Source organism: Photobacterium sanguinicancri (assembly GCF_024346675.1).
Taxonomy (GTDB): Bacteria; Pseudomonadota; Gammaproteobacteria; order Enterobacterales; family Vibrionaceae; genus Photobacterium; species Photobacterium sanguinicancri.
Genome location: NZ_AP024850.1, coordinates 911,623 through 935,454 on the forward strand (window position 1 = coordinate 911,623; position 23,832 = coordinate 935,454).

Sequence of the window (23,832 nt, forward strand, 5' to 3'; positions counted from 1 at the left end):
GACGCGCTTTATTGAAGGTCTGCCTTGTGCAGACCTTTTTTATGGGGGCGTCTTTCATCGTCACTATCACTCATTGTTTTAATATCAACTTGTTGGTGGTTTAGGATAAGAGCGTAAACGAAAATGGCTTTCGATAAAGCGAGGCCGAATAAAATGATAAAGCAGTAAGGCCAGACTAAGTGCAATGAAAACGTGTAAGTGCAAAACGACAACGGCAATGGTCGAAAACAAAATAATAGTAACAAAAGCATAGATAAGAATATCGAGCTCATCGTGCATTAGCTCTTGTTGGCAATGTGGGCAGCGAAACGATTCTTCGTATTGGCTTAAAAGAGGCGCATGGATATTGCGCTTACAGTGAGGGCAGACATGTTTCATCATTAACCTTTAGTAGATGAATGACGTCCTTATCAGTAACAAAGATCTGTGATTGTAGGTCTTCAATACAAGCTGGCAATTCACTGTGTTAATTGTGTCGATAAGAAATGCTTCTCGTATAGGGCTTTTTTAGCTTATTTATTGTTCTAAAAAGAAATATAGCAAAGGCGCTGAAATTCTCTGTTGCGGAATAGAATAAAAAAACGACCAGAGAGTAACTGGCCGTTAGGTAAATGTTGTCGAAATGAGGTTAACGCGCTTGTTTTTTGAACTCATCAATAGAGTCGATAGGTTGGCCTATATTTAATGGCTCAAGATTCGCATGTGCACCACCTTGGCAATGCATGACCACACGGTTTGCCGTTCGGGGTTTGACGATATCAACAATGAAACGCACCATGTCGGCACGGCTCAATGATGTCAGTGCTTTAATGACTTTTTGGCGTTGATTAAAGCTCTCGTCTTTGTTGCCGATACTCACCCAGAATCGTTGGGCGCGGGTGCGTAAGTTAGTATCAGGGTCTGATATTTGGGCAATTAACCCTTGTTTACTGGCTTGCCATTGTTCTTCATTTAATTCGAGTAACACTAATGCGAATTCATTGGTGAAATCATCAATCGCTTCAGACAAGTAACTTGGCCCAGCAACAGGGGATTGAATGTATAAGATCAGCCCTGGGTGGCGGTTAAGCGGTAAATTGGCAGTCCCCACCATATAGCCTAATTGCTGCTTGGTACGTAATTCATGGAAGAAGGTGGTCGACATCAAGTGATTTGCCAGCGTATAGATGGCGATTTTACGCGGTGTCGTCTCTCGCGATTGGTAATACATCAAAATGGCTGAGTCAGCATGGTTACAACTGATCTCATGCGTTTGTGTGCCGCCTTCGCCTAAACGCACTAATGGGCGTTGTGCTTCGCCATATAGCTGGTCGGTAACTCGGAAAGCATCTTTGAGTATTTCTGCCAGTGCGAGAGCATCGTCTTTTAGCCAGTTACCGTAGACGAAAGTATCGATATGAAGCTCGGCAAACATGGCTTCAACAAATTCAGGGAGCTCATCCAGCTCTATGGATTCTAAGGCTTCGATTAATGCTGGGTAAGGCGGATTATTGGGTTGTAATAACCCCGTAAGTTCATTGAAGAGTTGGGATATGGGTTTGTCTTCCGCAGCATTACGCCAATTGCGAAGCATCTGTGCTTTGATGTTACGAAAACGTTCTGGGTCAAAGTTACGATTGCCAAACTTATCCAGAATCAGTTTCATCAATAAGGTTTGTTTTTCACTAAAGCCTGACAGTTGTAATGTTACACCGCCTTGGTGCGCATATAAGTTATAAGACATGCCTGCGATTTCAGCAGGGTAGGTACTCTCATTAATTGCTTCTAATAACATCTCTACACATAAACGTGTTTTGACAATATTTCGGGGTGAACTAACAGCGTGTGGACTATCAATCGCCACATAGACCACCCCTTTAGGTACGCGGAATTCATGCTCTTGTTTGTGCCATAAACGAAACCCTGGTAAATCTTGAATAAGTTCGGGGGGCTGTTCGGCATTGTCTGCAAGTGGGTGCGGATCTAGGCTTTCACAAATAAATGGGTTCGGTTCGGGCAGCGTTAACTCAGACGATACGGTAACATTTTGCCAGCGACTCAGTTGAGCGTCAGTAAAGGGTACTACCGAGTAAGGTGTGTGATACCACTGGGCAATTTGGTCATAGTGCTGGCCTTGTGCCACGAGCACTAAACGCATGTTGTCAGGTTTAAGGTACCCTAATAAACCTTGAATAAGCTCTTCATCATATTCCGCCATCATGTAATCGCCATAGACGATATCTTCAGGCGTGTAGTGTAGTAGGTTCATCACTAAATAACTGACGGTATCAAGTGGGCGGCTTTTTTCTTGATAACGGAATGCAAACTCTAACACTGAACGTTTTTCGTTATAGCGCCACTCGTTTAAGCCCTGCGTTTTAATTAATTCAATGTATTGGAAAACCGATTCAACGATTTCATCGATGTTTTCAAGCCCTTTGGGTGTCAGGTTTAATCCCACTGTAAATTCACGGAAGTTATCGCCACTCACACCGCCACCTGCTGCAAGGGTGTTGATTAACCCTCGTTTTTTCAAATATGACATCAGGCTACCTTGCCCTTCATTACCCAGTAAATGGGCAATGTAAGACAAGGGTTTCTTATGATAAAAAGCATCGACTGATGGCATAGTGAAAGACAGTGTTAACTTACGAACTTCTTTAATGGGTTCGATTTGTATGAAACGAGCTGTTTCTTTTTCGGTGACTAACGGTATGTCAATTTTAGGGCGTGGCAAACCGTTTGAAGGAATGAGGCTGAAAAAGTCAGTGGTATATTGCTCCAGCTCGTCTAATGACTGTGGGCCAAGTAAGACTAAGCCCATCACACTGGCTGAATAATGGGTTTGATAAAAGTTGATGAGCTCATCGCGTACCGAGGACTGATCGCGATCATCGAGTGTTGTTAGATCCCCGACAGAAAATTTTGAAAATGGGTGAGCGGGGTTGGTGGTTTCTTTATGTACTTGATATAAGCGACGTACATCGTCTTTTATTTTTAATTTGTACTCGGAGTCAACGGCTTGTCTTTCTTTGTCGACAGCATCTTCATTAAATAAGGGCGCCGTAAAAAACTGACCGAAGCGATCTAGCCCTTCTTCAAAAGTGTGAGGACTGACTTCAAAAAAGAAGGTGGTATTTTCTGTGCCTGTCCACGCATTGTTACTACCGCCACTGCGATTAATGAAGGTTTGGAAGTCGCCGATGACTGGGTATTTTTCCGTTCCAAGAAACAGCATGTGTTCAAGAAAATGAGCCATCCCTTGACGGTCGATAGGGTCATCAAAATGGCCGACATTGACCGTTAATGCGGCTGCAGATCGGGGAGCATCTTCATCATGTACTAATAAGACCTTGAGCGCATTAGGCAAGGTCAGACAGCGATACTGTTTGGGATCATTCGGACTAATGTGCACAGGAGAGCCTATATTATTATGATAATTAGGCTAATTATGACGCTCAACCTTCATGCTGGCAAACTTAACACGCTAACTATGTTGACTTTATTATCATTTTTATCACTTTTTAATTGAGCAATTAACATGGGTTATTACGTATAAATGATAATCAAAGGATTATTGCGAGTCTATTAACGGACATTTGAAGAAACGCTAGTTGAAAATAGCGTTTCTGAGGTCACGGAATAGGAATAGAATTGCCGCAATAGCTATTCAGCATCGGCAAGGCTTGTTAGCATTGTGACGAAATAGAGTATCGGATTAGATCATGCGAATTTTTATTATGCGTCATGGTGAAGCTCAAAACTTTGCCCCAAGTGATGCCGAGCGCCCCCTCACACCACGAGGTGAGTCGCAGTCACGTCAAATGGCGGAACATTTAGCAGACCAGCTAGATGGCCAACTCGATATGGTATGGGTAAGCCCATACTTACGTGCGCAACAAACGTGGCAAACCATGGTCGATTGCTTACCATCTGCGGCGAAAGTAATGACAGTGGATGACATTACACCCTATGGTGAAGCCGAACAGGTTGCTGCGTACATTAAAGCCGTTATTGGTGTCGAACGCCCCGACACTTTATTGGTTGTATCACACTTGCCATTAGTGGGTTACTTAACGGCAGAGTTAGTTGTCGGTATACAGCCTCCAATGTTCCAAACATCAGCGATTGCGTCTGTAGAATATAATCCAGACACTGACGTTGCTACCTTCCTTGAACAAGCGATTCCGCACGGTTAATTCACCGTGCTATCTCATTATTTGCGATCTTTTCTTGTTGGTGCAGTTTTTGCTTAAGAAACGGAAAGGATTGCCGATAAGGTAACCACAAGGGATGGTTTGGCGTAGACCAAGATCGTCATTAGCACCTTCAACAAAAGAATAGCGGTAATGAAAACAAAACTTCTGGCAGTAATTTGCACTCTGTTTCTTTTTGGTTGTGTTCAACCACATCAAGGGCCAAGCATCAATGCAAATGGTGCAATTAAATGGGCTAATGGCTTCAGTGAAGAAATGCACATATCGGCATCTGGCAGCACGTTAACGTTCGCTGCGCCAGACTCTTTCGGTCGCAATGGTGGCGGCATCGCGATTTTTTCACGTATCGACAGTGCACGTAATGGTGACTGTGAACACTACTACAGCGAAGGTGCATTAAAAACACGTATGCAAATCTGCAAAAGTGGTGAAGTTACGTTAATTAAAGAAGGGAAAGTGATTAACGTTGGCGCACTGGCTAAATTCGTTTATTAGGCCAATACACATATTTAGTTATCAATGGGGTAGTTTTAGTGTGAGCCATTAAAGCTATCGTTGATAAGAAGAAGCGAGGGGACCACCAATGGTCTCCTCGTTTTTTTGTTTTTCCTGCGCACGTTAATTTACCAAATAAGTATTAACGTTCAGGGATATCTAATAAGACCAATAAGGCACCATTGCCGCCAAACTCCAGTGGTGCTTGGTGGAAAGCCATAACGTCTGGGTGTTGTGCTAGCCATAGCGGTGCTTTGGCTTTCAGAATGTGCTTGCCAATACCATGCATAACACAGGCACAAGACACTTTTTCTTTGATGCAGGCGGCAATCATTGCGGCCAGCTCTCGCTTCGCTTCTTGCTGTGTCATACCATGCATATCTAGATACATGTCAGGCACATATACCCCACGGCGAAGCTTTTTCACTTCATATTTAGACACGCCAGTGCGGGCATATTGCATTGGCCCGTTCTCATTTAAATGAGGCTCAAACTCGTCAGAGAAATAAAACTCATGGTTTTGAGTTTCTTTTATCGAGACTTTGGGCTTATTGACGTTTGTGCTCTGTCGGCGTGATGTGATTATGGTATCATGCGTCAACTTTTTTACGCCCTTTACCGCATCTTGGAAGAGAGAGAAGTCATCTTCCAACGCAGGATCTTTTTTAGTCATAATGAATTTCCAACAACTCGATAGCGGTATTGTAGCGTCATTCGGAGGCTATTTTGGATAAGATTTTTGTCGACGAAGCCGTCAACGAACTTCACACATTGCAAGACATGCTACGTTGGACGGTAAGTCGTTTCAATGCTGCGGGACTTTTTTATGGTCATGGTACTGATAATGCGTGGGATGAAGCTGTTCAGCTTGTGCTTCCAACATTGTATTTGCCGCTAGATATTCCATCAGATGTGCGTGAGTCACGTTTAACAAGCAGCGAGCGTTTACGCATTGTTGAGCGTGTTATTCGTCGTATTAACGAACGTACTCCTGTGTCGTACCTAACGAATAAAGCCTATTTCTGTGGATTAGAGTTCTTTGTTGATGAGCGTGTACTTGTTCCACGTTCACCTATTGGTGAGCTGATTGAAAACAGCTTTGAACCATTTTTAAAAGAACGTCCAACACGTATCATGGATTTGTGTACGGGCAGCGGTTGTATTGGTATCGCAACAGCGCATATGTTCCCAGAAGCAGAGGTAGATATTGTTGATATCTCTACCGACGCACTGGCAGTAGCAGAACAAAACATCACGGATCATGGTTTAGAGCAGCAAGTGATTCCACTGCGTTCGGATCTATTACGTGATGTACCAAAAGACCTTTACGACCTTATCGTGACAAATCCACCTTACGTGGATCAAGAAGATATGGATAGCCTGCCTGACGAATTCCGTCATGAACCTGAGCTTGGCTTAGCGGCGGGTAGTGATGGTCTGAAATTGGTTCGCCGTATTTTGTCAAATGCACCTGATTACTTGAAAGAGAATGGTGTTTTGATCTGTGAAGTGGGTAACTCCATGATCCACATGGAAGAACAATACCCGAACATTCCATTCACTTGGATCGAATTTGAAAACGGTGGTCATGGTGTATTCATGATGACACGTGAGCAATTGATCGATTGCCAAGACGAGTTCGCTCTTTACCGCGACTAACTCAAGAAGTTAGCGCTTAAAGTGTCGACTTGAATAAAAACGGAGCCTCGCGCTCCGTTTTTTGTATCTACAATTTGCCTTCAGTCTGGTTGGTTAGAAACGACGCCCTAACGAGAAGGTAAACTGGTTCCAGTTCAAGAAGCCATACTCTGCAAACAAGGTCCATTCTTTGTTGTCACCAAAGTCATACACGGCACTGACTGCCATGTTAGAGCTTTCTTTACTCTTCAAATCGACATTTGATGAAAGAAGTGTATTTGAGGCTAAGGCTATGTTCTTATCCGAGCTTGCTAGAAAGTCTTGATTGGATTGAGGGTGGAAGAAATAAGGGAGGCCAATGATGACTGTGGGCAAAGGAAAATTGTCGGAATAATAGCGAAACAAAAAAGGTGAAGCGTTACTTCACCTTAAAGTTTACGTTGCCAGCTTGGATCTAGATGATCTCTTAGGCTTCTTGTTGTTTAGTGACTAATGACGCCATCACTTCCGCGCGATTATCTAAATAGTCTGTTAGACCAGCACGGCGAAGATCACAAGATGGACAATCACCACAGCCATCGCCAATAATGCCGTTGTAACAAGTCAGTGTTTTCTCACGAACAAAATCTAACTGATGTTTTTGATCTGCTAAAGCCCACGTTTCGGCTTTATTAAGCCACATCAAAGGCGTTTCGATAGTGAAAGTTCTATCCATTCCCAGTACCAATGACTGATTAAGTGATTTCACAAATTCGTCACGACAGTCAGGGTAACCCGAAAAGTCTGTTTCACACACACCAGTAATGACAGATTCAGCACCAATTTGGTAAGCGTAAATCCCCGCCAGTGTTAGAAATAGGATATTACGGCCCGGCACAAAAGAGTTCGGTAAGCCGTTGGCTTGCAGCTCGTGTGAAACCTCAATGCTATCGCGAGTTAATGAGCTAATTGCCAATTCATTCAACAAGCCAACATCCATCACTTTATGTGCGGTGATGTTGAGTTCTTTACAGATAGATTCGGCTACTTCAATTTCAAGCTTATGACGTTGACCATAATCGAATGTAATACAGTGTACTTCATCGTATTGGGCAATGGCTTGGATAAGGCAAGTAGTGGAGTCTTGACCACCACTAAAAACAACTACGGCTTTGCGCATGAATCTTTGTCCTTCAAAGTGTTCGTACCGAAAAACAGTCGGTAGGGATCTATCTTTGTTCTGGCACTCTTAATCATGGTGAGAAAAGGGCCTTTCAAAGAGAGGCCAACAGCAGATTTTCTATTGGCGAGGCAATGCTACCTTACCCTGAGTGTAGAAGGAAGTAAGCAGGAATAAGCATGGATAAAGAAACGATAAAGGGGCCAATATACGGCGTTAAAAAAAGCCGTAAACATGTATTACGGCTTCTGTATCTTCCTATTTACGAGGCGTTAATGACTAGTTGAATTCACCTGTTTGCTCAAACTGCTCAAGTTGTTGTAAGTAGCCTGAGATATCACCAATGTTTTCGCGTACCCACTCTAGATTGAAATAGGTATCTAAGTAGCGCTCACCACTGTCACATAGCAAGGTCACGATTGAACCTGTCTCGCCGCGTTGTTTCATTTCAATGGCCAATTGCAATACACCATAAAGGTTCGTACCAGTAGAAGCGCCAGCTTTACGGCCTAATAGTTTTTCTAACCAGTGTACTGTTGCCACACTGGCAGCATCAGGGATAGTGCGCATTTCATCGACTACTCCTGCAATAAAGCTGGGCTCTACACGCGGGCGGCCTATGCCTTCAATACGGCTGCCTTTATCACCAACGAGTGCTGCATTTTGTGTTTTATAAAATTCGTGAAAAACAGAGTTTTCAGGGTCAACCACACACAGTTGTGTCGTGTGCATTTGATAGCGAATGTAACGGCCGATGGTCGCAGATGTACCGCCAGTGCCAGGGCTCATCACAATCCAGCGTGGAATAGGGTGCTCTTCTAATGCCATCTGGCTGAATATGCTGTTGGCAATATTATTATTTCCCCGCCAGTCAGTGGCCCGCTCAGCAAAGGTGAACTGATCCATGTAATGTCCATTCATCTCTTTTGCTAAGCGGCGAGATTCGTCATAAATTTCGCTAGGGCTATCCACAAAATGGGCTTGGCCACCATAAAATTTTATTTGTTCTATTTTTTTACAGGCTGTTTTGCGCGGTACAACGGCAATAAAAGGAAGACCAAGCAAACGTGCAAAGTAGGCTTCAGACACGGCAGTGCTACCTGATGATGATTCAATGATTGGAGTGTCTTTATTGATCCAGCCATTACAAAGTGCATAAAGAAAGAGTGAGCGTGCTAAGCGATGTTTCAAGCTACCTGTTGGGTGCGTACTCTCATCTTTTAAATAAATATCAATACCGTCGAGGATTGGAATGTCTAATTTGATAAGGTGCGTGTCTGCTGAGCGTTGGTAATCCGCTTCAATTTTACGAATAGCAGTGTTAATCCATTGTGAGTTATTTGTCATTTTTTAAACCTCAGCAGTCTGTTTTTTTTCTTGATACGGATTATCTTAGTTATTAAATGGGATAAAAACTTTGCTATATTTGCTTGAATAACGCTAAATGTAGAAAAAAATTCTCTGAATGTGAGGTTAGTTGTTAATGAAAGCTCCAATCGATCAAGTTGATAGGACATTACTTAGGTTGCTACAACAAGATGGTACCTTATCGCTTGCGGAATTAGCGGATAAGGTAAATTTAACAACAACCCCTTGTTGGAAACGTTTAAAGCGTTTGGAAGAGAATGGAATTTTACGCCAGCGTGTAGCCTTACTTGACCCTATTCTTCTGGGGTTATCATTCACTGCTTTTGTTCAAATCAAAACCAGCAACCACTCGAAAGAATGGTACAACACCCTAGTCGAAGCTGTGGATGATTTTCCTGAAGTGATGGAGTTTTATCGTATGGCGGGTGAATACGACTATATGATGAAAGTGCAAGTTGCCGATATGGCTGCCTTCGATCAGTTTTATAAGAAAATGGTGAATAGCATTGAAGGGCTCACGAATGTGACGTCGACCTTTGCAATGGAGCCACTGAAATACACTACGGCTTTACCTTTATAGTTTCTTCTCTACATATTTTTTAAAGCCCGCTTTATGATAATTTCGCATAAAGTGGGCTTTTTTTATGTGATTTTTAGAATAAATCACGTTTCATATCTATTATGCCACCTGTCTTATATTAGCATATTTCAAATGGTGTATTTTTGATGCAATAAAGGTGATGCGAGTCAATTATTGGCAATAAAAATTATTATCATTACTGTTATTTACATTTTGAAACATATATAGTGCGAACAATTCTCGTTTAGCATCTGTTCGGTGACACTCATTTGTTGTGCAAATAACCGTGATGGAATAATAAAAAAGGAAAAACCGTGAAGAAGTCAACGTTAACGCTTGCCATTGCCGCAGCCGTTTTTGCATCGACTGCGAGTGCTGCAGCTCAAGTTAAAGTGCTTGATAAGACTCATCAGCCAGCAGGTAACTTTCTAGCATATACCGAATTTGAATTATCAGGAGAGCCTTTAGCAGAATCGCTAGGCCTAGATCTTGATGTGTTAGACCCGAATATTGCAGATGATCCAACACCATTTGATTTTGCTGCAGGTATTGAAAGTTACGAGTACTCAGAAGAAGCGATGTACGCGTTGAACTACCAATCGCAAATGGGTCCACACCTTGTTAACGGTCCTGTTAACCAAGCGCGTGGCGGTAAACTTGCTGATTTAGGTAAACGTGTTATCGAAATGGCGGGTGCGGTGGGTTTCCCAGCGAGCGAAATTCCGCAAAACATGTACCCAATTTCGATTCCATATGTTTCGGGTAACCCTGAGTTTGCACAAAAGCCTGACACCACCACAGTTAACGGCGATGAAGTCGAGATTACGACGGCGAAAGGTAATAGCAAAACAGTTCAAACGGTTGTTCCCGCTTATTTCCGTGACTACAAAACATTGGCTTGGGATGAAGCGAGCTTTGATAAAGCATTCAACCCTGCTGCAACTGGCGGTATTTTGCTGAAAGAAGTGATGTGGTCACAAGATTTCTTAGGTGGCATGCACGTCACTGCGACAGATGAAGAAGTAGAAGCTGAATCTGCTGTTATGGATCAAGACGGCAAGCACAGCCTGGGTGTTTCTGCCGCTGATGGCTTTAACGGCATGATGCTGACTGAAATGTCGATTGATAAGATGCTTATCATGCAACAGCAATTAGGCTTTGATGGTAAGAAGCTGGGTGTGAAATTCGGCCCTGATTACGATCCAGCGAAAGGCCCAATTTGGTTCGCGCACAAAGTGGCCGTGACTGAAGGTGAACAAAACGGCGTTAAATCCATTGCGGGTCTAAAAGTAACTGATGGCACATCAACACTACGTGATACTTGGTCAACACTATGGCCTGTAGCGGAATTCTTTGCATTCAGTGATCAACGTGAAGCAAACAGCGCGCAAAATCCTGCTTTCTTAGCGGTATTTGATGGTGCTCCATTTGCGGCGGCACCTGCGGCTAACACTGATGCGAATGAAGGAAATGATGTCGTTGCTGACGATGCTTTCTCGTTAGCGAACAATATTTCAAACCTTTTATTTAAAAACATTGCAGCGCTGCACTACAACCAAGCGAAAGGTACGTTTGTTACCGAATTCAAAGATGGTAAGCAAGGCAACCAAGTTGATACTTACGATGCTGCGTACTCGATTGTTGCACTATCGATTTACCAACGTGCGAAAGATGCATTGCCTGTTGGTTATGCTTCTGCAGAGTCTGGTGATGTAGACCTGAAAACCGCAGCGGGTAAAGACGCATTAGCGATGATCAAAGGTCAGGCTGACTTCATCATTGATCACCTTGTTAGCAGCAACGGCCTTGTGTTTGATGGCCTAACGTTAAATAAAGTGAATACCCTCAACAAAGACAAATCACTGGATGCACAGTTTGCTGCTATTCGTGGTTTGGTCGCCGCTTACCTTGCAACGGATGATGTGAAGTACAAGCAAGCTGCCCGTTCTATTTACCTAGCGGTAGAGAAAAACATGTTTGATAAAAACATCAACACATGGGCAACCGTACCGGGTAAAGCAACTATCCACACTCCGTATACTGAAGCGGCAATTTCAGGTGGTCTGCGCGAAGCGATTCTCCACCTGAAAAACGAAGAAGGCGAGAACGAGCCAGCACTAGAATTAACTACCCTAACGGATCGTTATGTCAGCTGGTTCCGCACTGTGATTAATGGCGGTATGCAGTTAGCAGAGTGGATGGGTGATTCAGGTGAAAACCAAATTAAAGGTAGCAGCTCAACGGATACAGATGAAGATGGTGTTCATCAAATCATCGCTGCTGGTGGCAAGTTTGGTACTGCAATGACAATGGCAAATAAGGCCAGTGTTAAATAACCAGTCACCATAATTTGTTACGGATTAGGCAGCGATTTTGTATCGCTGCCTTTGTCGTTTTTATCATTTTGATTATTTATTGTGTTTTTTATCGGTAAGTAATGACGGGTAGTGAGTAAGAATTGTTATGGCTGCGCATAGTGTGTCGGAACAGCTTCCGAAGTCCGGGTGGTTTAACCAATGGTGGCTGAGTTTGGCTTATCACCATAAATGGGCTGAATCTTTACTCTATATGATGTTTTTCAGCGGGATCTTGCTTTGGGATCGCGTTGGGGTGACGTGGCAGGTTGAGCGTTGGTTACTGTTGGCACACATGCTGGTAGGCGCAACCTTGTTCAGTCTTATTGTTGGCGCATTTTGGGGCGCTCACCGTCGTCTGATCGTTAAAAGTAATAAGCCATTTCTACGCCAAACCGGCACTTTGATTGAGTGGCTCTTGATAGCGTGCAGCCTCAGCGGCTTCTATCTGATTTTTTACGGTAACACGGGCAACCCCCTTGGTGTCGTAATGCAAAATATTCACTTCTATTCATCTTGGTTACTGGCTCCATTGGTGTTTCGCCATGCAATGCGCTGGAGCGTGTTAAACCTATCGAAATTTTTTAAGTGATGAATAGCAAAAACAGTAAAAATTGTTTGGGGAAAACATGTTAGCCAGTTTTTTAATTACTCTACGAGAAGGGCTGGAAGCCTTCTTGCTTGTGGGCATCGCCTTATCCTATTTAGCTAAACTTAATGCCCGCCAATACAATAAATATATCTATTTAGGGGTGTTTGTCGGTTTGTTGCTTTCATTGGTTGTGGCTGTTGTGTTCCAAGTGGTCGTCGATCAGTTTAGCAACGAGCTATACCGTAACTATTTGATGGCAGGGATCCTCACTTTTGCGACTGTCGTGCTGACTTACATGGCGATCTGGATGCAGAATCAGGCCAAAAACCAAGTCGCGCAGATGCAGCAAGATGTATCTGATATGGTCAGTTCGGGCAACTTATTTGGCTTGGTCTTTTTGTCTTTGTTGGCGGTATTGCGTGAAGGTTTTGAGACGATTTTATTTTTCTCTGCCTTGATGTATTCAAACTTTGGTGAATTCAGTACCCAAGATGCCTTAATTGGCGCTGTCGCTGGCCTGTTACTTTCACTGGCAATCGTGTGGTTGATGTTACGTACAACGCGTAATGTGCCGTTGCGATCTTTTTTCCGCTGGACCAGCCTATTGATCATTGTGATTGCAGCAGGACTGTTATCGTCGGCAGTGAACATGTTGCAAGCGGCACACGTATTGCCTGTTCTTCATGCGCAGCTTTTTGATATTTCGCACATCCTCGATGATCGTGGAGTGTTTGGCACTTTCTTACGTGCTTTGTTTGGCTACAACTCTTCGCCGGGGTTATTACAACTCGCGGTTTGGGGCGGCTACATGGTGACATTTATCTTTTTCTGGAATCGAGGTTATAAGCAAGCATGAGTACGGCAGCTGAAAATAAACACATTGCGGTATTAGGTGCCGGTCCTGCGGGTTTGATGGCGGCGTGGGAGTTAATGGAAGCGGGTTACCAAGTGACCATTCTAGATCGTGATGATCATGTTGGTGGTATGTGTGCCACTCAGACTTTTACGGGGCAACATGGTGATTACCGATTTGATTTTGGTGGCCACCGTTTTATTACCAAGAACCCCAAACTGCTGGCTTTCGTGGATTCACTGATGGGTGAAGAATTATTGTTCGCCCAACGTAAAAGTGTCATTCGCTACCGTGGCCGTATTTATCAGTATCCCTTGGCGCTGGTGGATTTGATCAAGAATGCACCTTTACCGTTGTTGGTGGGGGGCGCAGTCGATTTAGCGAAGCAAATCTTTAAGCCAAAACCACAAGATCAATCTTCGGTGAGTTTTGCTGAGTGGATTGAAAGCCGCTTTGGTACCACCTTGTATAAGCACTTTTTTGAAGGTTATACCGGCAAATTATGGGGCATTGATCCTAAGTTTTTATCTGGTGACTGGGCGTCACAGCGTATTAGCCTGATGGATTTGAAAGACGTCGCACGTCGTTTATTACCTGGACGCCGCTCGTCGGTGCGTACTTATGCTCGCCAATACCGTTACCCTAAACTGGGCTTTGGTCAGCTGTATACTCGCCTTGCTGAAGAGCTTGAAAAGAAAGGTGTTACCATCGTTTTAAATAGCGATGTCTGCGGTTTGACGGTCAATGCTAACCAGCAGATTGAGCAAGTTGAGTACCGTCATCAGGGGGTAACGAAAACCCTTAGCTGCGATAATGTGATTTCGACCTTACCACTATCCTTGATGTGTCAACTGACAGGATTCGACAGTGGATTAGAGTTTCGTTCATTGCGCTTTATGAATATGCCAATGGAAACTCAAGATATCTCTGACAACACTTGGCAATACCTTTCGGATCCTGAATTGCTAGGCACGCGTCTGCAAGAGCCCAAACGCCGTTCTTCATTTATGGCACCTGAAGGGCGATCTTCTGTGATGATCGAAATTCCATGTAACAAAAATGATGATGTGTGGAACATGGACGGTGATCGTCTGCAACAGCGCGTTCTTGCGGATCTGGCGTCATTAGGCGTTGATCCTCAGCTTGCGACGGGTGAGTACTTCACGTCTTACACCGAGCATGCTTATCCGTTGATGGACATGACCTATCAAGCGAAGCGCGAAAAAGCGATCACCCACCTTTCGCAATACAGCAATTTAATCATGACAGGACGTCAAGGTACATTCCGCTATATTTTCACCGATACCGCAATGGAAATGGGCATGATGGCTGCGCAATCTGTGATTGATGGTAAAGATCGTCGTCGGGAGATTTTTGATTTTCGTAACGAAAAGACCGTGATTGAAGTCCAGAGTGTCGCATAGCTAGCCAAGAGGAATAACAGATGAAACGACAAGGTTATGTTCAATTATTCGCACGGCTGTTAGTGCTTGGTTTAGCTTTATTCGCGAGCACATCAAGCTATGCCTACTCCTATGCAGCGGCAGGTAAAGAACCTGTTATTGATGGTCGTGAAGCTATTTTGACTGCTTTGAACCAGCAAGACTTTGTGGCAGTACAACGTGCCGTAGATGGGTTGACGGATGAGTTTACCTATCTACAAAAAGAGCATCAGGTTGATCTGTTTACGCCCATGCAAGCGGCAGTGGCAGCCAAGGATGCAGCAAAAGTTGAAGCGGTGATGGATCGCGCTGTGGTTGAAGAAATCATTCGTCGCTTAGACGGTGCAGGTAAAAACTTGGCCGATTATCAAGTCGCAAAAGTCTTAGTTGTAAAAAGTAAGCTGTTTCTGGATTTGATCACGCCTAAGTTGGATGACGTCCACCGCCAACAAGCAGATCTGGCTATCCAAGGCACACTAGAGTCCATTGGTAACCCTGGGGTATTTGGTGTGGGACAAGCGCCAGCGGATCCTCAAGCATTTAAGCAGCAAAGCCAATTGTTGATTGATGTGATCAGCACTTTGCACCAGTAGTAAGGCGGTGAATTAAACGTGGGCCAGCTAAAGCTTGATGCTGTAGCAAGACAGGGTAAACAAACGAGTCTTTGCCTGCTTGCTATGCCCTATAAAGTAGTTTGGCCTGGGTGCGCCCTGTTTACCCTGCTGGCTTACCTGCTTTGGTGGCATTGGATTGGGCAATTTCCACTGCAACTCACCAGTGATGATGCGCTGAATTTTGCTCGCGGTGTTGAGCGCTTTTCGGTGCTGGAGTTTCGACCTCACTTTCCGGGGTATCCTGCATTCATTGGTTTTGCGCGATTAGCTGCGCTATGGGTTGCGCCTAATACTGCTGCGATCTGGGTGTCATTAATGAGCGCCATGCTGATCCCTTTGGCTGTCGCTCGCTTGATTTATTTGTGTTCGCTTTCATTGGTTGCTGCAACGTTCGGCGGTGTCTTGGCTTTAACGCAACCTTTGCTGGCTTCAATGGCCTTAAGTGGCTTATCCGATGCACCCGCAATTTTGTTGTTGCTGGTGGCTTTGGTCGCTGCGGTGCAAAAACAGTACTGGCAGGTGGGCTTGTGGCTGGGGTTGATGCTTGCTACTCGTCCATCCTATGTCGTACTTGCTTTGGGTGTGGCAGCGGTACCATGGTGGCAAGGTCTGCATCGCCAACAGGGCTTCGTCGGGCAAACAAAGGCCTTTTTGAAAGCCAGCTGTTCATTGGCTTTGGTCGGGAGTGTGAGCCTAATTTTTATTTGGGCGCATGATGGTGCAGCTTATATCACCGAAGGGATCCGTTTTACTCAAGGACACTTTGCCATTTGGGGCAATACCGTTGAGGGGAATGATGCAACCTTGTGGCAATGGGTTAGCGCATTGCGTGAGGGCTTTGGTGGATTATTGCTATGGGCAAGTTTGCTGTCACTCAGTGCTGCTATAGCGATGGGCCACATTAAGTCGACCTGTCTAATGGGCTTATCGCGTGCGGTTGCTTCACCAGCGTTGGCAGCTTTAGCCACGGTCGCAGCTTTGTACTGGGTATGGATCAGTGTTGGGCAAAACCCTGACAATTTACGCCATTGGGCACCGGTATTGTTTTTAGCGCTAGTGGTGATGTCAGCACAAATGGCCCGTTTGGTACAAGGTCGCCCAGTGCTGATTGTGGTGGTGGTTGGTCTTATTAGTTATCACGGTGGACGCAACATCGACACCATGATGCCATCGCTTGAGCTGGAGCAAACTCAGCTTCAAGCGCCGATACAGCAGGCGATCCAATGGATCCGTACCCAACCACAAATCAAGGTGGTTGGTACAAATTACAGCGTGAATTTATTACGTGCCCAGCTTCAAGATCGCGCGGTATATGACATGTTTTACCCCAGTAGCGAGCGAGCGCTACGAGAGCAAGCGCACCAAGTTCCAAATAGTGCGTGGCGTATTTCTGGTACTCAGCTATCAGGATTGAAACTTGAAGCACAGTTTGCACCAAGGTTTATTGGTGAACGGCGCCTCTTTTTATATCAGATAAGTCAGTAATGAGACTGGCTGATTGGAAGTTATGTGAGTGTAAAGGCAAATGAATTTAAATAGTAAATATAAGCCTATTAAGCAGTTGTTTTTATTGATTGTTGTGCTGATGAGTCAATCAGTCTTCGCGATCGAAAAAAGCAGCTCGATGCTTTTTAATAGCGATAAAACACAGATCATCAGTGCGAATTTTGATGCCGGCAGTGTCAGTCTGCTCAATCGAGAAAATGGTGACATTGAAAAAGAGGTCACCATAGGTCGTGATATCCGCCGTATTGCGCTTACCCAAGATGAGACACTATTACTGGCAACGGATTACTTAAGTGATCAGGTTGTACTCTTAGATGCCAAAACACTCGCGACCAAGCAAGTGACGCAAGTGCCATCGCGTCCATTTGGTGTGGTGTTTGATGCCAATAATCAGCAATTTTATGTCACCAGCTTTGAACGGGATAAGTTATTGGTGATTGATCGCAAAGGGGAGGTTACTCAAACCTTAGCAACGGCTTCCACGCCACGTGGCTTGGCTCTGACCGATGATGGTCGTTTGTTGATTACCCATGCGTTATCGGGCGAAGTTTCAATTTATAACGTGACAACCCCAACGCCGCAGCTTATCAAAGTGGTGCAACTTGCAGAGACCCCCGCCCATCAAGAGAAAACCACGCCACAAGGTAAGCCACGTTTATTAGATAACATTGTGATTTCGCCTGATGGTCAGCAGGCATGGTTACCCCATGTATTGTGGTCGTTTGGCCATGATTTCCACTTTCAGTCGACTGTCTTCCCTACGGTGTCGATTTTGGATTTGGAGCAGGGCAATGAACATGAAATTATTGATGAACGTAAGCAGCTATTTAAACAAATCAACATAATTGAAAGTGGTAACCGTATCCGCATCGTTTCAAATCCCCATGATGGTGTGTTTACCGCAGATGGAAAGAAAGTCATTTTCACCTTAGCGGGTTCTGAAGATTTGATGGTGTTTGATTTATCTCGCCAAGGTAAGAAAAACAAAAAACGTCACCGCCGTAAGAAGTTTCAAGGCGGGGTTAAAGCTACCCAGATTTTCCGTAATGTGCCGGGTGATAATCCGCGCGGCATTTTGGTGGCTGGGCGAGAGTTGTATGTACAAAATGCGATGTCATTGGATATTGCTAAATTTGATACTGGTGCTGTAGGGCCATTTGCCAAAGTTAAGCTGACGAAAGCAAACTTTGCCAACCTGGTGAGTGCCGATCCACTACCGACACAATTGCGCCGAGGCAAAACCTTATTTAACCGTGCCAACATGGCCGATAATCCTAAATTCCCTATGGCGGGGGATTTCTGGATGAGCTGTAATTCTTGTCACCTTGATGGCTTTAACTTTACTAACCGTCAACTGATGGAAGACGGCAAGAAGGACCGCTTTGAAAATGCAACTACTGGTCATGTTGATGTACGTAAGATGATCGCTGGCGACCCGATTGGCGCTTATATCGATATTATTCAAAAGACGCAAGGTGGTATGGGCGGCGATCCGCGTGAAGACGATATGCCACCAGTGAATGTCGAGCAACCGCCATTGGAAGCGGCAAAAATGATGATGGCTTTGAATGAATATGTTCGTTCACCAGAAAATTTGCCGTATCTCTCAACTTGGCTGCGTCTTGATGACAATAAGCGTTACACCCATCCCGATGAGTGGGTCAATTCCGCAGAGTGTTCAGATTGCCACACCACGATTTACGACCAATGGGCGGATTCTAACCATGGTATGAATATGGATCACCCTTATTACCGTTTTCAAGAAGATGTCGCGGCACAAAGCGAAGGGGAAGAGTTCCGTGTGCTCTGCCGTGGCTGCCATGCGCCTCAAATGGTGATCAATGGTGAGAATAAGCCATTTTCCGACTTTGGTGATATGCGAGAAAAAGGTGGCAAGTCACTCAAACTGGCATTGGCTCATGGTCAGTCAGTGAATGAACGAGGTACTGGGTGTGTGTTCTGTCACCGTGTGACCAAAGCGGAAAATGCAGGTGGTAACACCGACATGACGGTTAACCTTAAAGATCGCGACAGCTATGTGTTTGAAGATGCGAAAAACAGCATGCTGAAATGGCTATCAGAAAAACAAATTAATGCGATGCCAGAACCACATAAAGCCTCTTATTCTAACCCTGAGCTTTATCAGAGTTCATTGTATTGTGCGACATGCCACAATGAATTTACTACGGGGCAAGGGGCGAATGTGAATGACAACTTCGGTGAGTGGTTAGCATCCCCATTTAATGCACCTGGAAATCCAGCCCAGAATAAGACGTGTATTGATTGTCATATGACGCAAGATGTCACTAATTTTGATAATAAAGTCGGTGGTCAATCAACCAATGACGGCCCTATGAAGTCGAACTTACGTTCGCACCACTTGGTGGGCGGAAACTACTTCTTTACTGGGATGCGTAATCCTGAGCATAAGAAGATGAGTATCGACATTCTAAAGACGGCACTGAGCTTAGACGTTGAAAAACAAGGTAACCAACTTACGGCTAAAGTGACCAATGTGAACTCAGGCCATGATATGCCTGGTGGTGCTCGCCGCCAGGTGTGGTTGGAAGTGATTGCCACTGATGCCAACGGTAAGCAGGTGTTTACCAGTGGTGTGATGCAAAATGGCGTGATCCCGAAAGATGCCCATAAATTTATTAAAGTGGGGGTTGATAAAGACGGCAAGCCTGTCGGATTGCGTTTCTGGCGCTATGTCAAAATTGGCAAAGACACCCGCATTAAATCTGGTGAAACCCGCAATGAGGTGTTTGAATTACCTGCTGGTGTGCAATATCCGTTAACGGTTTCAACTCGAGTGCTATATCAAGTGTTTGCCAAAGGCTTAACGGATAAAGTACGCGCCGCATACCCTGATGAGCATATCCCTGATCCTGACGTGATTGAATTGCAGGCTGTGACGAAGACGTATGCTACTAACAATGGGTGACTCAGAGCGTCAATAGCAAAGTATTAAGCTTGCAGTAATCGACTAAAATACCGCAACAAACTGAAAGAGGCTTATCCAGAATAAGCCTCTTTTTTTTTCGTTAATATAATCACCATTAAATGCTAACTGTACAAAGTGATATATGCCTAATCACAGACTAGAGGTGCTCTTAACTTAGATGGATGTCTGCTTTTTTATTAAGGATTAAATAAGTTGTTGAATAAAAATACCATAGTTAGATAATTATCAGTGTTAATGGGATGTTTCAGATTCATTCCTACCTAAGATCTTCTTCGAGATCGACTAAAAAAGACGATAAAGCATTAGCTCTCACCTATTTGATGCTTACATTTTGGCTGTACCTGATGTCTGTGGAGGGATGATGCAGATTTTCTGGCAACTTCGTTGGTTCTTTATACAAGAGTGGCGCCGATACGGTGGCGCAATCATGATTTTGGGTGTGGTAGCGTTATTTGAGCTAGTCCCCCCCAAGGCTATTGGCTGGGTAGTGGACAGTGTTGTGGCTGGCGACATGTCGACATCAACCTTATTACTGAGTTTAGCTGGACTTATTGCTTTGTGGGGCGTGGTGTATGTGCTGCGCATTATTTGGCGAGTCTGGTTATTTAGTGCGGCAGCGAAATTAGGGACAGTGATCCGTAACCGCTTATATCGCCATTTTTCATCACATCCTCCCGTCTTTTTTGAGCGCTTTAAAACCGGTGATTTGATGGCCCGTTCTACCAACGATGTTAACTCGGTGGTGCTAACCGCAGGTGAAGGGGTATTAACGGCTGCAGATTCATTACTCACTGGTATTGTTGTGCTGTTGGTCATGACAACCCAATACAGCTGGGAGTTGACGGTACTGGCATTGCTGCCAATGCCGATAATGGCCATTGCGGTATTTTTTCTGGGGCGTCAATTACACACACGCTTTGGTGTTTCACAAGCTGCGTTTTCTAACCTTACTGATAAAACCCAAGAAACGCTTAATGGCGTGCGGATGATCCGTGCTTTTGGGCTTGAGCAGCGTCAACAGCAAGAGTTTGATGCGGTTGTTGATGATACTGGCCGAAAGAACCTCGCAGTCGAAAAAGTCGATGCACTGTTTAATCCAGTGATCCAAATTACCATCGGCATGTCCTTCTTTTTGAGTGTCGCTGGTGGTGCATATTTTGTTTCGACGGGGCGTTTATCGCTTGGTGATCTGACGGCCTTTACCTTGTATCAAGGCTTGATGATTTGGCCAATGCTTGCCATGGCGTGGTTGTTTAATATTCTGGAACGAGGTTCCGCGGCGTGGAAGCGGTTGCAGCATATTTTTGATGAAGCCCCTGAGATTGTCAGCGGTGAAACCGCTTTAGATAAACATCAGCAAACCTTGTCTGTCGGTATTGAACAATTTACTTGGAAAAGTCAGCAGTTTAGCGTGCTCAATGATGTGAAATTTGATTTACCCGCAGGGCATATGTTGGGGATAGCTGGGCCTGTCGGTAGCGGTAAATCGACCTTGCTAGGGTTATTATTGCGTCAGCAAACCTTGATTGATGGCTCAATTAAATACGGTGATATTAGTATTGAATCAGCCAACTTAGATCATTGGCGCAGCCGCTTTGCCGTGGTGAGTCAAACGCCGTTTCTGTTTTCTCGCTCGATTGCCGATAACATTGCGTTAGGGCAACCTGATGCAACAGAAGAGTCTATTCGTGAAGCGGCGAGATTGGCCTGTATTGATGATGACATTATGCAGTTTCCCGAAGGCTACGCCACCTTAGTGGGCGAAAAGGGTATTACACTTTCTGGCGGGCAAAAGCAGCGCATAGCAATAGCGCGAGCTTTACTGCTTCAGGCCGAAATTTTGGTGTTAGATGATGCACTATCTGCGGTAGATGGTAAAACCGAGCATCAAATCTTAAGTAATTTACGTCGTGAACAGACACGGCAGACGGTGATTGTGATTGCACATCGCCTAACGGCTTTAGAGCAAGCAGAAGAAATTCTCGTATTACAGCATGGTTGTATTGCTGAACGTGGTACGCATAAAGCCTTAATTAAGGCCGAGAGTTGGTATGCAGAAATGTACCGTTACCAGAAATTAGAACAAGCAATCGAGGGGGCGTAATGAAAGGGGCTGTTAATCCGAAAATACTAAAACGCCTGCTGAGTTATGGCTTAACAGATAAGCGAAAGTTAGCGATTGCCATTGTTTTTTTGTTTATTGCATCAATGGCGGATGTGGCTGGACCTTGGCTGATGCAGCATTTTATCGATAACCATATAGCCAAAGATGATTACCCTTTAAAGGTGATGGTTGGGCTGGGCGCGAGCTATGTTGGCTTAATGATTATTGCCGCTCTATTTCAATATTGGCAGGCCATTCGTTTTAATGATATTGCGATAGGGGTGGTGCAAACGGTTCGGAAAGAGCTGTTTGGCAAGATTTTGAATCAGCCATTATCGGCATTTGATTATATGCCGACGGGGCGGTTGATCTCTCGGATCACTAATGACACGGAATCAATTAAAGACTTTTATATCTTCGTGATTTCAACTGTCGTAAAAAACATCGCGCTAATTAGCGTTATGTTGGTTGTGATGAGTATGCTGAGCTGGCGTTTAACGCTAGTGGTCATGGTACTACTACCGATAGTCGTCGGCGTTATGATCATTTATCAGCGCAAGAGTGCAGACACTTACCGCCGTATGCGTGATTTACTGTCAGACATTAATGCCTCGATGAGTGAATCAATTCAAGGTATGAGCTTAATCCAATTAATGCGCCAGGAGCGTGCGTTTAGCCAACAGTTTGCCGAAATCAATAAGGATCACCTAGCTGCTCAAGTGAAAGTAACCAAGCTAAATGGCCTATTGTTACGGCCATTAATTGATTTACTTTCCGGTATTGCACTGATCTCTTTGGTTGCTGTATTTGGCGTCAGCGGCGTGGAGCTTGTTGGAGTCGGGGTCTTATATGCCTTTATTAGTTATCTTGGTCGTGTGACCGAGCCATTGATAGAGCTGACCCAGCAACTTTCATTATTACAGCAAGCCTTGGTGGCGAGTGAGCGTATTTTTGGATTTATTGATGCCAAGCAACAAGCTTATGGTGAAGATAAGCAATCGTTAGCCACCGGTGCAATACAGTGCGATAAGATCACTTTCAGTTATGATGGTAAACAAACCATATTGAAAGATATCTCCATTGATTTACCGCACCGTGGTTTCCTCGCATTAGTGGGACACACTGGCAGTGGAAAGAGCACATTAGCCTCGCTTTTAATGGGCTTTTACCCGGTAAAAGACGGGGAAGTTCGTATCGATGGGCGACCATTGGCAAGCCTTGAGCAAGCCGTATTACGGCAAGATGTCGCTATGGTGCAGCAAGATCCGCATGTCCTCAGTGATACTGTGCGCGAAAATATTTGTTTAGGCCGTACCGTCAGCGATGATGCGGTTTGGCAGGCGTTAGAAGATGTTGGTTTAGCAGCGCAAATTCGTCAATATAGCGATCTACTGGAGACCCGATTAGGTGGTGGTGAAGTCAATTTATCGGCAGGGCAAAAGCAACTATTAGCATTGGCACGGGTATTGGTAGCGAAGCCTAAGCTTCTGATTTTAGATGAAGCAACCGCCAATATTGATTCAGGGACCGAGCAAAATATTCAGCGCGGTCTGGCGTTGCTACGTCAAGATATGAGTATTGTGGTGATAGCCCACCGTTTATCAACCATCATGGATGCTGATGAAATTGTGGTACTCAGCCGTGGTGAAATCATCGAACGAGGCACACACCAACAGCTATTGACCGAGCAGGGTCACTACTTGCAGATGTACCAGCTGCAGCAGGCAAGCGAACACCTTCAACAGCTAGAAAATGATGGTATGGAAGCAGCCTCGGCATAATGCTGATGGAATTGAAATATTGATTGGTCATTATTAGCATAATTGTGCTTAATAGTATGATTAATATGAATGATTTTACTTAACCCTGACAAAGCCTAACTAAGGGGCAGTATGCTTATTCATGGGCTCAATGCTTTGTGAACTAGCATAAAGTCAAACGCCACAGAAACCGGCGTCGTTTC

General features: G+C 44.6%; 18 protein-coding genes. 13 read left to right on the forward strand and 5 right to left on the reverse strand.

What is annotated here, in order from left to right; translation table 11 throughout:
• Positions 1-84: 84 nt before the first annotated feature.
• Both OCU87_RS04550 and OCU87_RS04555 read right to left on the reverse strand, forming a co-directional pair.
• Positions 85-381 (reverse strand): hypothetical protein, encoded by a 297-nt coding sequence (locus tag OCU87_RS04550; protein ID WP_141226230.1) that lies wholly within the window; start codon positions 379-381, stop codon positions 85-87.
• 247 nt (positions 382-628) lie between these two features.
• Positions 629-3,394 (reverse strand): insulinase family protein, encoded by a 2,766-nt coding sequence (locus OCU87_RS04555; RefSeq protein WP_261857903.1) that lies wholly within the window; start codon positions 3,392-3,394, stop codon positions 629-631.
• Positions 3,395-3,704: 310 nt separating this feature from the next.
• Between OCU87_RS04555 and sixA the strand changes: the two genes are divergently transcribed.
• Together sixA and OCU87_RS04565 are read left to right on the forward strand one after the other, a co-directional pair.
• Positions 3,705-4,178, forward strand: coding sequence for a phosphohistidine phosphatase SixA (sixA, locus tag OCU87_RS04560; protein ID WP_261857904.1), 474 nt, complete (start codon positions 3,705-3,707; stop codon positions 4,176-4,178).
• Positions 4,179-4,328: 150 nt separating this feature from the next.
• Positions 4,329-4,691: a hypothetical protein gene (locus tag OCU87_RS04565; RefSeq protein WP_189337830.1), complete on the forward strand. Its 363-nt coding sequence runs from the start codon at positions 4,329-4,331 to the stop codon at positions 4,689-4,691.
• A 142-nt stretch (positions 4,692-4,833) separates the two neighbouring features.
• On the opposite strand, the gene smrB is transcribed toward OCU87_RS04565, so the two are convergent.
• Positions 4,834-5,364, reverse strand: a complete 531-nt coding sequence (smrB, locus tag OCU87_RS04570; protein WP_062689779.1) for an endonuclease SmrB — start codon at positions 5,362-5,364, stop codon at positions 4,834-4,836.
• A 53-nt stretch (positions 5,365-5,417) separates the two neighbouring features.
• Between smrB and prmB the strand changes: the two genes are divergently transcribed.
• Complete coding sequence (gene prmB, locus OCU87_RS04575; protein ID WP_094956370.1) at positions 5,418-6,350, forward strand: 50S ribosomal protein L3 N(5)-glutamine methyltransferase; 933 nt, start codon at positions 5,418-5,420, stop codon at positions 6,348-6,350.
• 445 nt (positions 6,351-6,795) lie between these two features.
• Here prmB and queC read toward each other — a convergent pair whose 3' ends face one another.
• Together queC and OCU87_RS04585 are read right to left on the reverse strand one after the other, a co-directional pair.
• Positions 6,796-7,488, reverse strand: a complete 693-nt coding sequence (queC, locus tag OCU87_RS04580) for a 7-cyano-7-deazaguanine synthase QueC (protein ID WP_062689783.1) — start codon at positions 7,486-7,488, stop codon at positions 6,796-6,798.
• 279 nt (positions 7,489-7,767) lie between these two features.
• Entirely contained in the window at positions 7,768-8,835 is a 1,068-nt protein-coding gene (locus OCU87_RS04585) for a PLP-dependent cysteine synthase family protein (RefSeq protein ID WP_261857905.1), read from the reverse strand.
• Positions 8,836-8,971: 136 nt separating this feature from the next.
• Between OCU87_RS04585 and OCU87_RS04590 the strand changes: the two genes are divergently transcribed.
• The 10 genes from OCU87_RS04590 to OCU87_RS04635 all read left to right on the forward strand — a co-directional run bounded on the left by OCU87_RS04590 (position 8,972) and on the right by OCU87_RS04635 (position 23,650).
• Complete coding sequence (locus tag OCU87_RS04590; protein ID WP_094956367.1) at positions 8,972-9,436, forward strand: Lrp/AsnC family transcriptional regulator; 465 nt, start codon at positions 8,972-8,974, stop codon at positions 9,434-9,436.
• Positions 9,437-9,750: 314 nt separating this feature from the next.
• Positions 9,751-11,772, forward strand: a complete 2,022-nt coding sequence (locus OCU87_RS04595; RefSeq protein ID WP_261857906.1) for a hypothetical protein — start codon at positions 9,751-9,753, stop codon at positions 11,770-11,772.
• 127 nt (positions 11,773-11,899) lie between these two features.
• On the forward strand, positions 11,900-12,382 hold the full coding sequence (locus OCU87_RS04600; RefSeq protein WP_094956365.1) for a hypothetical protein: 483 nt from the start codon (positions 11,900-11,902) through the stop codon (positions 12,380-12,382).
• 37 nt (positions 12,383-12,419) lie between these two features.
• Complete coding sequence (locus OCU87_RS04605; protein ID WP_094956364.1) at positions 12,420-13,238, forward strand: FTR1 family iron permease; 819 nt, start codon at positions 12,420-12,422, stop codon at positions 13,236-13,238.
• Complete coding sequence (locus tag OCU87_RS04610) at positions 13,235-14,659, forward strand: FAD-dependent oxidoreductase (RefSeq protein ID WP_062689790.1); 1,425 nt, start codon at positions 13,235-13,237, stop codon at positions 14,657-14,659. Before OCU87_RS04605 ends, OCU87_RS04610 begins: the two co-directional genes overlap by 4 nt.
• 20 nt (positions 14,660-14,679) lie before the next feature.
• Positions 14,680-15,270: a hypothetical protein gene (locus OCU87_RS04615; protein ID WP_261857907.1), complete on the forward strand. Its 591-nt coding sequence runs from the start codon at positions 14,680-14,682 to the stop codon at positions 15,268-15,270.
• Between the two features lie 18 nt (positions 15,271-15,288).
• A complete protein-coding gene (locus OCU87_RS04620; protein WP_261857908.1) occupies positions 15,289-16,776 on the forward strand; it encodes a hypothetical protein in 1,488 nt (495 codons plus the stop codon).
• Between the two features lie 40 nt (positions 16,777-16,816).
• Positions 16,817-19,744 (forward strand): cytochrome D1 domain-containing protein, encoded by a 2,928-nt coding sequence (locus OCU87_RS04625; protein ID WP_261857909.1) that lies wholly within the window; start codon positions 16,817-16,819, stop codon positions 19,742-19,744.
• A gap of 382 nt (positions 19,745-20,126) precedes the next feature.
• Positions 20,127-21,869 (forward strand): ABC transporter transmembrane domain-containing protein, encoded by a 1,743-nt coding sequence (locus OCU87_RS04630; RefSeq protein ID WP_094956360.1) that lies wholly within the window; start codon positions 20,127-20,129, stop codon positions 21,867-21,869.
• Positions 21,869-23,650 carry a SmdB family multidrug efflux ABC transporter permease/ATP-binding protein gene (locus OCU87_RS04635; protein ID WP_261857910.1) on the forward strand — a complete coding sequence of 594 codons (1,782 nt, stop codon included), beginning with the start codon at positions 21,869-21,871 and terminating at the stop codon, positions 23,648-23,650. The genes OCU87_RS04630 and OCU87_RS04635 overlap by 1 nt, the downstream gene beginning before the upstream one ends.
• Positions 23,651-23,832 lie beyond the last annotated feature (182 nt).